The sequence below is a fragment of the Micromonospora sp. NPDC127501 genome (assembly GCF_040302185.1).
Classification (GTDB): domain Bacteria; phylum Actinomycetota; class Actinomycetes; order Mycobacteriales; family Micromonosporaceae; genus Micromonospora.
Genome location: NZ_JBEORJ010000002.1, coordinates 241,903 through 254,617 on the forward strand (window position 1 = coordinate 241,903; position 12,715 = coordinate 254,617).

Annotated in this window: 13 protein-coding genes and 1 tRNA gene; 9 read left to right on the forward strand and 5 right to left on the reverse strand. The window is 70.6% G+C overall.

Annotation, left to right across the window (positions count from 1 at the left end; translation table 11 throughout):
- The first annotated feature begins 2 nt into the window (after positions 1 to 2).
- The 6 genes from ABTW72_RS05100 (at position 3) to ABTW72_RS05125 (ending at position 5,132) form a co-directional block, all read left to right on the forward strand.
- Positions 3 to 341 (forward strand): PadR family transcriptional regulator, encoded by a 339-nt coding sequence (locus tag ABTW72_RS05100; RefSeq protein WP_112677569.1) that lies wholly within the window; start codon positions 3 to 5, stop codon positions 339 to 341.
- A complete protein-coding gene (locus ABTW72_RS05105; RefSeq protein WP_112698798.1) occupies positions 338 to 1,183 on the forward strand; it encodes an ABC transporter ATP-binding protein in 846 nt (281 codons plus the stop codon). Before ABTW72_RS05100 ends, ABTW72_RS05105 begins: the two co-directional genes overlap by 4 nt.
- Entirely contained in the window at positions 1,180 to 1,872 is a 693-nt protein-coding gene (locus tag ABTW72_RS05110) for a hypothetical protein (RefSeq protein ID WP_350854489.1), read from the forward strand. Before ABTW72_RS05105 ends, ABTW72_RS05110 begins: the two co-directional genes overlap by 4 nt.
- Before the next feature lie 68 nt (positions 1,873 to 1,940).
- Positions 1,941 to 3,131 (forward strand): GNAT family N-acetyltransferase, encoded by a 1,191-nt coding sequence (locus tag ABTW72_RS05115; RefSeq protein ID WP_350854492.1) that lies wholly within the window; start codon positions 1,941 to 1,943, stop codon positions 3,129 to 3,131.
- A gap of 54 nt (positions 3,132 to 3,185) precedes the next feature.
- Positions 3,186 to 3,932, forward strand: coding sequence for a ZIP family metal transporter (locus ABTW72_RS05120; protein WP_350854495.1), 747 nt, complete (start codon positions 3,186 to 3,188; stop codon positions 3,930 to 3,932).
- 15 nt (positions 3,933 to 3,947) lie between these two features.
- Complete coding sequence (locus ABTW72_RS05125; protein ID WP_350855409.1) at positions 3,948 to 5,132, forward strand: hypothetical protein; 1,185 nt, start codon at positions 3,948 to 3,950, stop codon at positions 5,130 to 5,132.
- A 142-nt stretch (positions 5,133 to 5,274) separates the two neighbouring features.
- On the opposite strand, the gene ABTW72_RS05130 is transcribed toward ABTW72_RS05125, so the two are convergent.
- Positions 5,275 to 6,357, reverse strand: a complete 1,083-nt coding sequence (locus tag ABTW72_RS05130; RefSeq protein WP_350854498.1) for an NAD-dependent epimerase/dehydratase family protein — start codon at positions 6,355 to 6,357, stop codon at positions 5,275 to 5,277.
- A 141-nt stretch (positions 6,358 to 6,498) separates the two neighbouring features.
- Positions 6,499 to 6,801 (reverse strand): hypothetical protein, encoded by a 303-nt coding sequence (locus tag ABTW72_RS05135; protein WP_350854501.1) that lies wholly within the window; start codon positions 6,799 to 6,801, stop codon positions 6,499 to 6,501.
- A 715-nt stretch (positions 6,802 to 7,516) separates the two neighbouring features.
- Here ABTW72_RS05135 and ABTW72_RS05140 point away from each other — a divergent pair.
- The 3 genes from ABTW72_RS05140 to ABTW72_RS05150 all read left to right on the forward strand — a co-directional run bounded on the left by ABTW72_RS05140 (position 7,517) and on the right by ABTW72_RS05150 (position 8,834).
- The gene (locus tag ABTW72_RS05140; RefSeq protein ID WP_350854504.1) at positions 7,517 to 8,017 is read left to right on the forward strand and encodes a cupin domain-containing protein; all 501 of its coding nucleotides are present in this window, start codon (positions 7,517 to 7,519) and stop codon (positions 8,015 to 8,017) included.
- 353 nt (positions 8,018 to 8,370) lie between these two features.
- A tRNA-Lys gene (locus ABTW72_RS05145) sits at positions 8,371 to 8,442 on the forward strand.
- A 101-nt stretch (positions 8,443 to 8,543) separates the two neighbouring features.
- Positions 8,544 to 8,834: a DUF3349 domain-containing protein gene (locus tag ABTW72_RS05150; protein ID WP_350854507.1), complete on the forward strand. Its 291-nt coding sequence runs from the start codon at positions 8,544 to 8,546 to the stop codon at positions 8,832 to 8,834.
- A 20-nt stretch (positions 8,835 to 8,854) separates the two neighbouring features.
- On the opposite strand, the gene ABTW72_RS05155 is transcribed toward ABTW72_RS05150, so the two are convergent.
- From ABTW72_RS05155 to ABTW72_RS05165, 3 genes are read right to left on the reverse strand one after another with little or no spacing between them, the layout of a single operon-like run.
- Positions 8,855 to 10,072, reverse strand: coding sequence for a tyrosine-type recombinase/integrase (locus ABTW72_RS05155; RefSeq protein WP_350854510.1), 1,218 nt, complete (start codon positions 10,070 to 10,072; stop codon positions 8,855 to 8,857).
- Positions 10,072 to 10,269, reverse strand: coding sequence for an excisionase family DNA-binding protein (locus ABTW72_RS05160; protein ID WP_350854513.1), 198 nt, complete (start codon positions 10,267 to 10,269; stop codon positions 10,072 to 10,074). Before ABTW72_RS05160 ends, ABTW72_RS05155 begins: the two co-directional genes overlap by 1 nt.
- Positions 10,266 to 11,834 carry a replication initiator gene (locus ABTW72_RS05165; protein ID WP_350854516.1) on the reverse strand — a complete coding sequence of 523 codons (1,569 nt, stop codon included), beginning with the start codon at positions 11,832 to 11,834 and terminating at the stop codon, positions 10,266 to 10,268. The genes ABTW72_RS05160 and ABTW72_RS05165 overlap by 4 nt, the downstream gene beginning before the upstream one ends.
- Between the last annotated feature and the right edge of the window lie 881 nt (positions 11,835 to 12,715).

Consider the following 12,715-nt stretch of genomic DNA (forward strand, 5'->3'; position numbering starts at 1 on the left):
GCGTGGATTCCGACCGGCGCGGGCAGTGGCTGCGGGGGGTGCTCGACATCTGCGTCCTGGCCCTGCTGTCCAAAGGCGAGTCCTACGGCTACCAGCTCGCCCAGGCCCTCGACGCGGCGGGCGTCGGGCCGATCCAGGGCGGCACTCTCTATCCCGTGCTGCTGCGCCTACAGAAGACCGGCCTGGTGACCGCGCAGTGGCGGGAGGGCAGCGCCGGACCGGCCCGCAAGTACTACCGGCTCACCGACGACGGGCACGCGGCGCTCCGCGCCGGCGGCAGCGCCTGGCTCACCTTCGTCCAGCCGGTGAACGACATCGTCACGAAGGGGGTCACCCGGTGAACGCCGACGATTGGCTACGTACGCTCACAGCCGAGCTGCACCAGCGCCGGGTCGCGGCGGACGCCGCACGGCACGTGGTCGCCGAGGCCGCCACACACCTACGCGAGGGCGGCGGCGACCCCTGGGTCGTCTTCGGCCCACCCCAGCAGTACGCGGGCGCGGTCGTGGAGAGCATCGGCACCGCACCCGGACCGCGCCCCGGGCCGGTCCGGCTGCACGCGGCGGGCATCACCAAGAGGTACGGGCGACGAACCGTGCTGCGCGACGCCACGCTGACCGTCCGAGCCGGACAGATCGCCGCCGTCGTCGGCGCGAACGGCTGCGGCAAGAGCACCTTCCTCCGGATCTGCGCCGGACTCATGTCACCGGATGCCGGTGAGGTGACCGTCTCCGGGCGGCTCGGCTACTGCCCGCAGTCCGGCGGCACCGCCGACTTCCTGCTCGCCGACGAGCACTTCGTGCTGGTCGGCGCCGGTCAGGGTGTGGCCCGGGGCCCGGCCCGCCGCGCCGGTCGGGCGGCGGCCCGGCAGCTCGGTTGGGAGGCGGGCGGCGACGTGCAGGCCCGCCACCTCTCCGGCGGCACCCGACAGAAGCTCAACCTGACCATGTCCACGCTCAGCGCCCCCGACGTGCTGCTGCTCGACGAGCCGTACCAGGGCTTCGACCAGGGCACCTACGTCAACTTCTGGGACCAGCTCAGCAGGTTGCGCGACGCCGGCACGGCCATCGTCGTGGTGACCCACCTGCTCAACCAACTCGACCGGGTGGACATCGTGCTCGACCTGACACCGGCACACGAGACCGGGTGGCATGCGCCCGGCATCCAGGGAGGCCGCCCGTGAACCGGCTCGTCACCGTCGCCGAGATGACAGTGCGGGAGCTGCTGCGGCGTCGAGGCGTACTCCTGCTGTTGTTGTTGATGCCGTTGACCTTCTACCTGATCCGGCGGGACGCCTACCTCGGGCAGTCGGTCCGCTCGCTGCTGCTCGGCGTGGGCTGGGCGGTGAGCACCGCCGCGCTGTTCGCCACGACCGCTGCCCGCGAGTTGGAGCCGAGGCTGCGGCTGGCCGGCTACCGCCCACACCATCTCTACCTCGGTCGGATGCTCGGCCTGTGGACGGTGGGGGTGGCCATCTCCGTACCCTTCTTCCTGCTCCCGATGATCGACGGCGCGGACCTGCGGTACGGCGGCCTCGCGGCGGCGCTGCTCTGTTCCGTCGCGGTGGCGGCGCCGTTCGGAATGCTGATCGGTGCGCTGCTGCCCCGCGAGTTGGAGGGCACGCTGCTGCTGCTCACCGTGGTGACGGTGCAGATGCTGATCGACCCGGCCGGGTCCGGGGCGAGGTTGACGCCATTCTGGTCGAGTCGGGAGATCGCCACCTGGACTGTCGACAACACCGACCAGGGCTACCTCTCCCGTGGCCTGCTGCACGGGCTCGTCGTCACCGCCCTGCTGGTCCTGGGCGTGGCCGCGGTGGCCAGCGTCCGCCTGCGCCGCCGTCGCCACCTGCGGCACCTGCCGGTCGGCTGACCGCCGTGCCGGCCGCGGATCGGGCCAATCCGGTTGCTGCGACCCGCGCGCCGGGTTGAGATGGGCGAATGACCATCCGCCGGGTGACCGACGACGACCGTCTCACCACCAGCTTCCCACTGGCCGCGTACGCCTTCGAGTCCTCGCCGCTCAGCGCCGCCCGGACCGCGGAGTTCCGCGACTACCTGCCCTACAACCAGGGCAACCGGACGCTGATCGCCGAGGAGAGCGGCACCACGTTGGCCGCCGTCTCGGCCATCCCGATGCGACAGAACCTACGCGGGGTGGTGCTGCCGATGGCCGGTGTCGCCGGGGTGGCGACCCATCCGCTGGCCCGCCGGCAGGGGCACGTCCGGACGTTGCTGCACCAACTCCTCGACGAGATGCGCGACGAGGGCCACCCGCTCAGCGCGCTCTATCCGTTCCGGCCCAGCTTCTACGCCCGGTTCGGCTACGTCGGGCTGCCCAAGCCCCGGCGGGTCACCTTCACTCCGGCCAACCTGGGCTCGCTGCTCAAGGTGGACCCGCCCGGCGAGGTCGGCTGGGAACGCGTCGCCGCTGGCTATCCGACGTGGCGGGCGTTCACCGAGCGCAACCTCCAGGAACGACACGGTTTCGCGATCTTCCCGGACTACCGGGCGGTCGGAATGCGTGACCGTGACGAGTACTGGCTGCTCACCGCCCGGGTCGGCGGGGAGGTCACCGGCGCGGTGACGTACCGGATCGACGAACACGGCGGCACGCTGCACGGCAACGAGCTGCTGGTCACCGACCCGCTCGCGCGGGCGCTGCTGTTGCAGTTCTTCGCCCGGCACGTCGACCAGATCGAGCGGATCACCGTCCAGGTTCCACCGGACGAGTTGCCCGAGCTGTGGCTGACCGACCTGGACGTGCACGTCGAGGCCCGTACGGCCGTGCCGGGTTCGTCCGCGCCGATGGCGCGGCTGCTGTCACTGGACGCGTTGAGCGGGCTGCCCGCCGGCCCGGGCCGGGTGCGGATCGAGCTGACCGGGGACCGCTGGTTGGCCGGCAGCCACCTGCTCGACGGCACGACCGGCGCGCTGGAACTGGTCGACGACACCACCGGCCGCGCGCCGACGGCCACGCTCACCGCCGCCGGGCTCTCCGCCCTCGCGTACGGGGTGCTGGACCCAGCCGAGCTGCCGCTACGCGGTCTGGGTGAGGTGCCGGTGGACGCCGCCACGGAGCTGCGCGGCCTCTTTCCCCGCCGGGTGCCGTACCTCTTCGCCGACTTCTGAGCCCTCCTCACAATCGGGTTTGTCGCGTCGGCGACAGTGGGTACGGTCCCGCGAATGCCGGAGTGGTTACAGGCGGGTGGATGGGGGTTGCTGGCCGGGTCGGCTCTGCTGGTCGGGGCGGCGGTCGGCTGGTTCGCCCGGGTGCCGCAGCGCGTCATCGCGTCGATCATGGCCTTCGGTGCGGGGGTGCTGCTCTCCGCCGTGTCGTTCGAGTTGATCGCCGAGGCGCACGCGCAGGGCGGGCTGCTGCCCACCGCTCTCGGCGCTGCCGTCGGTGCGGTGGTCTACACAGTGGCCAACCTGGCTCTCGCCCGGCACGGCGCCCGGCACCGGAAGCGGTCCGGCGACCAGCAACCCTCCGAGAGCGAGCAGCCTGGATCCGGCTCGGCGCTCGCCGTCGGCGCGCTGCTCGACGGCGTACCGGAATCGGTGGTGATCGGTGCCAGCCTGCTCGGCGGCGGCACGGTCAGCCTGGTCACGGTGGCGGCGGTGTTCCTCAGCAACGTTCCGGAGGGGCTGTCCAGCGCCGCCGGCATGCGCCAGGCCGGCCGCAGCCGGCGGTACGTGTTCCTGCTCTGGGCCGGGATCGCGCTGGTCAGTGGCGTCGCCGCGCTGGTCGGCAACACGCTGCTGGGTGGTGCGCCGCCGGAGGTGCTGGCCGCCATCACCGCGTTGGCCGCCGGGGCGATCCTCGCCATGATCACCGACACCATGGTCCCGGAGGCGTTCGAGAACGCGCACCTACTGGTCGGCCTGATCACGGTCGCCGGCTTCCTGACCGCCTTCGCGCTCTCCCACTAGCATCACGGGGTGCGCATGACGTCGCTTGCCGCTCTCCTCGTCCTCGGTGTCGCCACCGCGACCCTGCCCGCCTGCGCGCCCAACGACCCGGCCCCCGCCTTCGAGGCCGGCTCGACCGCCTCGCCGACGACGCTGCCCACCGGCGGTCAGAGCGAAGTGCCGGCGGCTCGCGACGGTTTCGGCGGCCCGGGGGTCAGCGCCAGCCCGAAGCCCGCCAACAAGGTGCTCGCCGCCGGCAACCCGAACGGCAGGGCCACCGTGCCGGCCGAGGCGCGGGCGGTGGACACCTCGAAGCCGACCCGGACCATCGGCACCGGCACCCCGGCGAGCTGCACCTCCGCGGCGGTCGTGAAGGCCGTCGCGGCCGGCGGTGTCATCACGTTCAACTGTGGACCGGCCCCGGTGACGATCAAGATGGCCGCCACCGCGAAGGTCCGCAACGCCAACGGGCCGAAGATCGTGCTGGACGGCGGCGGCACTGTCACACTGAGCGGCCAGGGGCAGCGCCGCATCCTCTACATGAACACCTGCGACGAGGCCCAGGGCTTCACCACCTCGCACTGCCAGAACCAGGATCACCCGCAGCTCACCGTGCAGAACCTCACCTTCGCCGACGGTAACTCCACCGGCGAGAAGGCCGAGGGCGGCGGCGGTGGGGCGATCTTCGTACGCGGCGGGCGGCTGAAGGTCGTCAACTCGCGCTTCGTCCGCAACCGCTGCGACCGCACCGGCCCGGACCTGGGTGGCGCGGCCGTCCGGGTGCTGAGCCAGTACGAGAACAAGCCGGTGTACGTGGTGGGCAGCACCTTCGACGGCGGTTCCTGTTCCAACGGAGGGGCGCTGAGCAGCATCGGCGTGTCGTGGGTGGTGCTGAACAGCCTGCTCAGGAACAACGAGGCGATCGGCAGCGGCGCCAACCCGGCCAAGTCCGGTACGCCCGGCGGCGGCAGCGGCGGCGCGATCTACTGCGACGGCAACGAGTTCACCGTAGGGATCGCCGGCACGATCATCGAGAACAACAAGGCCAACGAGGGCGGCGGCGCGGTCTTCTTCGTGAGCAACAACCGCACCGGCACCATGAAGATCGAAAACTCGACCCTGCGCCGCAACCCCAGCGCCACGTTCGAGACCCGCGGCTTCCCCGGCATCTTCTTCCTGGGCGCCCGCAACCCCACAGTGACCAACTCCAAGCTCTCCTAACCCGGCGGCCCGCCCGCGCCCGCGCTGCTCGCGCCCGCGCTGCCCGCGCTGCCCGCGCCGCCCGCGCCGGTGATCAAGAGGTTTCGGTCATCGGGGCGGCATTTGTTGACCGAAAGCTCTTGATCAACAAGCTGGGGTGGGGTCAGTAGGGGTTTCCTTCGCCTGGAGGCCGGGCGCGGAGGAGGGCAGCGGGGCGGCCGGGCAGGTCCCGTGCGCCGGACATCGGCGGGCTCGGCGTGTGGTCGCCGTCGGCCATCCCGGCGAAGAGTTCCTTGAGCGCCGTCAGCGCACTGATCCTCGGTTGCCAGCCCAGCTCGGTCTCCGCGCGCTCGCTGGACATCAGCGGGGCGTTCAGACCCAGCTCCACCCAGCCCACGTCGACCGGTTGCAGCCGCGCCCGCCAGGTCAGCGCCGCCGCCACCCGCAGCACCGGCGCGGCGACCGGCACCGTCCAACCATGGAAGTGCCGGGCCACCAGCTCCGGAGTGAGCACCGGGTCCGCGGCGACGTTGAAGGCGCCGCGCGCATCACCCAACACCGCCCGGGCGTACGCGTCAGCCACGTCATCGGCGTGCACCGCCTGCATCCGCAACCGGCGGTTCGTCGGCACCAGCGGGATCCGGCCGTAGCGCAGCAGGCGCACCGGCGCCAACGGGCCGAGGAAGTAGCGCGTGATCTCCACGCCCGCGGCCCGCTGGAAGATCAGCCCGGGTCGCATCCGCACCACCCGCAGCGTCGGCTGATCCCGTTCGACCCCGTCCAGCAGCGCCTCCACCTCGGCCTTGTGCTCGCTGTACGACGAACCGGGCACACCGGTGGCCGGCCACCGCTCACTGATCGGGTGGTCCTTCGGGCCGGGCGCGTAGGTGCCGACCGACGAGGCGTACACCAGGGCTGGCACACCGGCCTGGACCACTGCGTTGATCACCGCCCGGCTGCCCTCGACGTTGGTCCGACGCAGCACCCGCTGGTCGTGGCTGGGCTGGATCTGCCAGGCCAGGTGCACCACCGCGTCCGCGCCCGCGAACACCTCGGCGAGCTGCCCGACCGCGCTCGGCGCGCCGATGTCGCAGGAGTGCCACTCCACCTGGTCGTACGGTTCGCCGGCATCCGGCCCGGGCAACCGTCGAACGACCCCGGCCAGTTCCACGCCCCGCTCCCGGCGCAGCCGCCGCAGCAGCGCCGTACCGACGTTGCCGCTCGCCCCCACCACCACGATCCGCATGCCCGACCCCGTACCCGCCCAGCAGCAGCTCAACCGCCCACCAGCGGGTGGCTCCCGCCCCGCCACTTGATCCACTCGACTTCCTGAAAGTCGCGGGATCCGAGCGCACAGGACAGCCCGACTTCCGGGACCCCGAGTCGATCAAGGGCGAGGAGACTCCCGTACCCAGCCGTGCTTCTCCTTGCCCCGCCTACCGGCGGTGGCGGCCAGACAGCGTGGGCAGATCCAACCCACCGCGTCCGCCTCGGTGAGCACGTCGGTACCCGAGTAATCGAAGCGCACATGCGGGAAGCGACGCAGTCGGGTCCGGCTCAGCGCCAGGCCACAGACCGTCTGGTTCTGGCCGGGCAACCAGGCGTGCACCTCCCCACCCGGCTGGCGTACGCCATCGGGCCCGACCTCCTCGCCGGAGGCCGCCACGGCTGGCAAGCGGCTCGATCCCATGCCGGTCCTGGTTCCCCACCGACCCAATCCCATGCACCGCCGCGCGAGGTCGCTGGATTCACCCCAGCTCACGACCCAGCGCCTCGGAGTTGGGAATTCCGGCTGCAGCTTTGCTACGTGCAAGGTCAATCGGCCCTGCCACCAAAACTGAGCGATGGCAGGTAGGTCTCCCACCGGCATACGCCGGTCCGCTGGCCGTGGCAGTGGACGTCGATGCCGCCCGCCACACGGGCTGTCCGGACTGTCCGGGCGCAATTGAGCTGTGGAACGTCACGAGTTCGGTGCCGCGGTGCGCCAGTTGCGGGAGAGTACGGCGCTGACCGGGTTCACGAACGTCCTCTCTCGCCTTGCTGGCGGCGTGCGGGGCGAGTTCAACTTCAACCCCGACGGGGGACGGCACTCTCATCCGCTGGACCTACGAGTTCAAGCCGCTCCCAGGCCGGCGCCCTATCCTCGCCGGTCCCTTCGCCCCCCCTGTGGCGCAGTTACATAGCGGCCGCCCTGCGCCGGTGCGTGCAGGTGGCCGAGGCGCAGCAGCCGCGGCTGTAGCAGTCCCGGCCAGAGCAGTCCGGGCCAGCCACAGGAAAGTACGCGAGGTGGCGGTGCTCTCCACGAGGATCAAACGAGCGGCCCCGTCGAGTTGCCTTCGGGGGACGCGCCGCCGCCCGGCCGATCGAACCAACCGACCGACCGCACACTCCAGGAGACGATTTCGATGATTCCCGACGACGATCCCACTCGCTCGCTGACCGTGGCGGACCCCGACGGTCCCGACACGACCTACATCTCCCTGGTGGGCAACACCTACGGCATGTTGATCACAGGCGAGCAGACCAACGGCGCGTACTGCCTGATCGACATGCGCGTCCCCGACGGCGGCGGGCCGCCGCCGCACCGGCACGATTTCGAGGAGATGTTTACGATCCTTGAGGGCGAGATCGAGTTCACCTTCCGCGGCGAGAAGCACGTCGTGCGGGCCGGCTCCACGATCAACATCCCGGCCAACGCACCGCGCAACTTCCGCAACACCTCCGGTGCACCGGCCCACATGCTCTGTATGTGCACCCCGGCCGGGCAGGACGAATACTTCACCCGCATCGGCGACGTCGTCGCGGGCAAGGACGCACCGCCACCGCAGCTCTCACCGGACGAACTCGCCGAACGCCGCCGCCGCGGTGCCGAGCTGGCCTCGACCTACCGCAGCGAGTTCCTGTGACCAGCCAACCGCTGGCGCTCTGACGATATCGAGCCCGGGCAGCAGCATCCGTCGGACTGACTGCGGAAGGGGTCCGAGCCGCATGTGCGTGGCTGGGGCCCCTCGCCGGTTCACCGTCGAGGGGTGATAAAGCCATACTGGGGACAAAGCGGTGCGAAGTTCGCCGCACATGTTGCAGCAGCTGCAGACGGCAACCACTTCGCCAGTTGGCCGTCTCAGCGTGCCACCCGGCCGTGCACCGTTAACGGTGATCGCCCAGCGCTCACACCGCCGCGGGTGTAGATCAGCATCGCTCCCCTGGACCGGGGGCGGACATCAGCCGGGGAGCAGACGGTCGGGTAACCTGAGCGCGCGGGCCGCTAGCTCAATGGCAGAGCTGTGGACTTTTAATCCATAGGTTCAGGGTTCGAGTCCCTGGCGGCCCACTTCTCCGCAGGTCAGCAGGCATGATCGGGGCTGCCGGCACGACGATCGGGGCCGATACAGCAGCGAAGTACAGCCGTAAGCTCGTGCGACACTGGCTCGCGTGCTGCCGCCCTATCTCGCACGTGAACTTGAGATCCTGCGTAGGGCGTACCCCGGCGGGGTTCCTGATGCGGACTACCTACCTCTCCTCGTTGTGCTGTGGCCCGACTTCTCTGACCGAAACCTCGCCGACGTCGTCGCCGAACTGGTCCATGGTCACCCTGCCGACGTCAACCACCACGCCACTCTGGCTGTCGGGCCGAAGCGGCCGCCCGCGTCCGACGTCGAGCGGGTGCGCGAACTGTTAGCCTCAGCGGGTTACGTGGCCGATGACCAGGAGACTCAGGAGTAACCGGCTTAGCATCTACGGCGTCACCGCAAGGTCTCTCCCAGCCGCTTGAGCGCGTCGCGGGTGGCCGCCGACGACACCACCGTGTAGATCTCCATGGTGATGGCGAACTGCGCGTGCCGAAGGATCTGCATCGCCACCCGTGGATGCACGTCCAGGTCGGCCAGGAGCGAGGCACAGGTCCGCCGGGCGTCCCGGACCGTGATCCGCCGGACTCCCGCCGCGTCGCAGCGCCGGTCCCAGAAGCGGTTGAAGTTGCGCGGCTCGACCGGTCGGCCGTAGCGGGTGGTGAAGATCAGGTCGGACGGCTGCCATGCCGGTCCGGCGACGTCCCGAGCGGCGTTCTGGGCGACGCGGCGTCGGCCCAGCGCCACGGTGCAGATGTCCGGCAGCGGCAGGGTGGCGTCCGAGGCGGCCGTCTTCGTCTCCCGGTGCAGCAGTTCGGCACCGACCCGCTGGAGCTGCCGGTCGATGGTCAACTCCCCCGCGTCGAGGTCGACGTCAGCCCAGGTGATCCCCAACATCTCGCCCTTGCGCAGACCGAGCACCAGGACCAGGGCGTACGCGGCGTAGAGCGGGTCGTCGTCGGCGCGGGCCGACTCCAGGAAGCACCGTGCCTCGTCGCTCGTCCACGCCTTCCGCTTGCGCTTCCGTACCGGTGGCAGCTTCACCAGGGACGCGACGTTGCGGGTGATCAGCCCTTCGGTGATGGCTTGGGAGAGCAGGGTCCGGAGCACGGTCCGCAGGTGGGTGACACTGGTTGCCGAGGGCAGATCCTGGCAGCAGCGGCCGAGAGCACAGCAGCGACGCTGCGCGGGCTTGCGCCGCTCGTCCTTGCCCTGGGCGCAGCACTGGCAGGTCCGCCCGACCTCGTTGATCCAGGTCTGCACGTCGCTGACCCTGAGCTTGTCGAGGCGTTTCCGGCCCAGCCCCGGGACGAGGTAGAGCCGGGCCACCACCTCGTAGGTGACGTAGCTGCCCGGGGCAAGGTTCGGCTTGACGATCTCGCTCAACCAGTAGCCGGCGTACTCCCCCACCGTCGGGGACCGCGTCGCCACCGGGCCGGCTTTGGCCTGCCCGTGCAGCTTGATCCACTTGTCGTGGACCTCTTCGCGGGTCTTTCCGTAGACCCACTTCCGGCCCCGCTTGCCGTCGGGCTTCTCAACCCAGACGTACGCGGCGAAGCCGTTCCGGTACGGGAAGATCGACCCCTCACCGTTAGCTCGTGCACGTCCGGGCATCAGGCCGCCTCCTGACGCTCGACCTGATCACGGATGTACTCGTCCACCCACTCCGGGAGGACGCGGCGGTATTTGCCGTCCTTGATGGAGCGCAGCTCGCCGGTGGCGATCTTCATCTTGACCTTGGAAATGCCGAAGCCGAGCAGGACGGCGACCTCGGCGGGCGAGTACCAGCGCGGAGTGAGGTCTCGGCTCATGCGGCGGCCCCGATGAGCCAGGCAGCGTGGGCGAGTTCTTCCCGGCCGACACGTCGGCTCTCGCGTCGCTGCCACGCGGCGGTGTTGGCAAGCAGGGCGTCACCGTCGCTGAGCCAGCCGGACCCGATGTAGGTGAGGGTGCCGACGGTGATGGCGTCGGTGGTGTCGTCGTCTTCCGTGCGGCGGTAGGTGGCGCGGGTGTCTCGGAGCAGGCCGAAGGTGACGGAGTAGCGACGGGCTTTGGTGAGGAAGTGGCCGCCGAAGCCGAGCATGTGCGCCCAGCGTCGCAGGCCGGCATAGGCGTTCGATTTAGTGTCAAGGCTGTCTTGACGGTCGCCAGCCGTTGCGGCGCCGCTGGTGGTGTCGGTTCCGGTGGGCCGTCCGAGGTGCCAGCAGGCGTCGATGAGGCGGGCGAGGTGGTCGCCTTCTGGGTCGGCGTAGTCGTCGATGGTCGCCGGGGTAAGCCGAGTGGAGATGTGGCCGGTGGCCTCGGTGGCCTTCGTGGCGTACTTGGCCAGGTAGGCGGCCACCTTGCCGTCGGTCAGCTCGCCACCACGGCTGTTGATCCGTCGGACGTCGAGCTGCTCACCCCAAACCACCTGCCAGCCGTGCGGCCGGTCCGGGTGTGCGGGTGTGGTGACGGTGATCCGGGAGGCGGCGACGCGGATGGCTGCGTCCAGGTCATCGACAGTGATTCCGGCCGGTGGCGGCACGAGAGCGTCCGGGTCGTCGGGGTCGACGCCGTCGAGGCGCAGCACGGCGTGGAAATGCACGGCTGCCCTTCTCTGCATCTCGGCAACCTTGCCGTGCGACACCCGCACGGGCGGCACCCGGCGCACCTTGCCGGAGTCAGTGACGACCTGGACCTGCGGGAGGCCGCGACGTCGGCACAGCACGGCGAGGTGCCGTTCCATGGCCTGCTTGGTGCGTCGCCACAGCTCACCGGAGAAGTAGTTCCAGACGGCCTGGTGGTCGTGGTCGTAGCAGTCCAGGCACAACGGCCGCCCGAGCCGGGGATCGTCAGCGTCGTGACGGACGAAGCAGGCCGCGGGCTGACCGTGCTGGCAGGTGCCCGCGGTGCTGCGGGCGCGGCAGGGAGCGGGCCGGCAGTCGCAGCGCCGCCGGGTAGCACAGGTGTGGCGGGGAACGTGCCGGTGATGGACCGGGCCGAAGGACGGGGCGGTGAAGGTGGCGAAGACAACCGGGTGCCGACCTACCGAATCGGGTACGCCCTTGCCGCCGGTCAGGCCGCAGCGGACGACCTGGTAGGCGTCACCCTGGTAGACCCAGGCGCAGTCTCGGCATTGCGATTCGCGGCGGTTGCCGCACGCCTTGTACAGCGCCCGGTCGGGCAGCTCGTCGGTGTGCTGGTCCACCAAAACGCGGCCGGTGACTCGCTCGACGGCGGCGATAGTGCCGGAGAGGCGGATCGGGCGGGAGCAGCCGCCGGCGGAAGCGGTGTGCTCCAGCCAGCCGGAGAACTCCGGCGTGGCGGCGCGATGCAGGGCTTGGGCGTCACGGCCGCTGGCAACGCCGGGACGGTACAGGGTGTGCTGGCTGGACACGGTCTTCTCCTCTAGGGGTGGCAGGGACGGGAGACGAAGCACCACCAGCCGTGGACGTTGGTCCGCTGGTGGTGTTCGTCGTGTCTCCTGGCACCGCCGGAAGGGCGGCCGACGCCGGAGGGCGGGTTCGTGGTGATGCCACGTACCGCCGATGGTCATGTCCTTTCGCGCTCATGGACTCGGTGATCGGGGCCGGCACGAGTGGGGAGCCTGGAATATCGGCATTCGGCGGGTTGCCGCAGGCTGCCCCCACCCGTGGAGGTGTGCGAATCCGGGCCATCGTGGACGGCAGGGAAGGCCGTGCTGGGCCGCTCAGCGGATTCGGGAGACCGGCACGATGGCCGGTGCGATCGACAGCTGGCGGGACGTGACCCGCATCAGCGGCAGGAAGGCCGCTCAGCGTCTCTGAGTTCGAGCCCAGCGATTAGGCAGGAAGGCCGCGCTAGCGTGCTCGACGAGCGCCAGAGTAGCACCGCGTGCCGACACGTCAACCCGCCGTGACATCGGAGGTCGGGGCGGGACCCGCCGGCCGCCAGCCGATGTGGGAGGACTTTCTGTACGTCTATCAAGGCGGCCCGAGACGGGCCGCAAGCGCCGCCGCCTGGGCGCGCGTCCGACGCTCCGCTGTCGCTCCACGGCGGCCACGCAAGACGCCCGGCGGCTGGCGCGGAGAGCGGGAAGCCCAGGGCCGCCGCAGACGGTAGCGCCGAGTGTGGTTGGTATTCATGGGCCGGCAGCCGGCCGGAGCGCGGCGGCCGTTGCACCGCCGCGCCGTGGGGCGACTCTCGGCCGGCCGTGGTGGGGATGCGGCGCGGAGGATGCGGGGCCGCCCCTCCAGCCTCAAGGGTGCTTCGCATCGCTGCGCGACGGCCCTGCGGGCC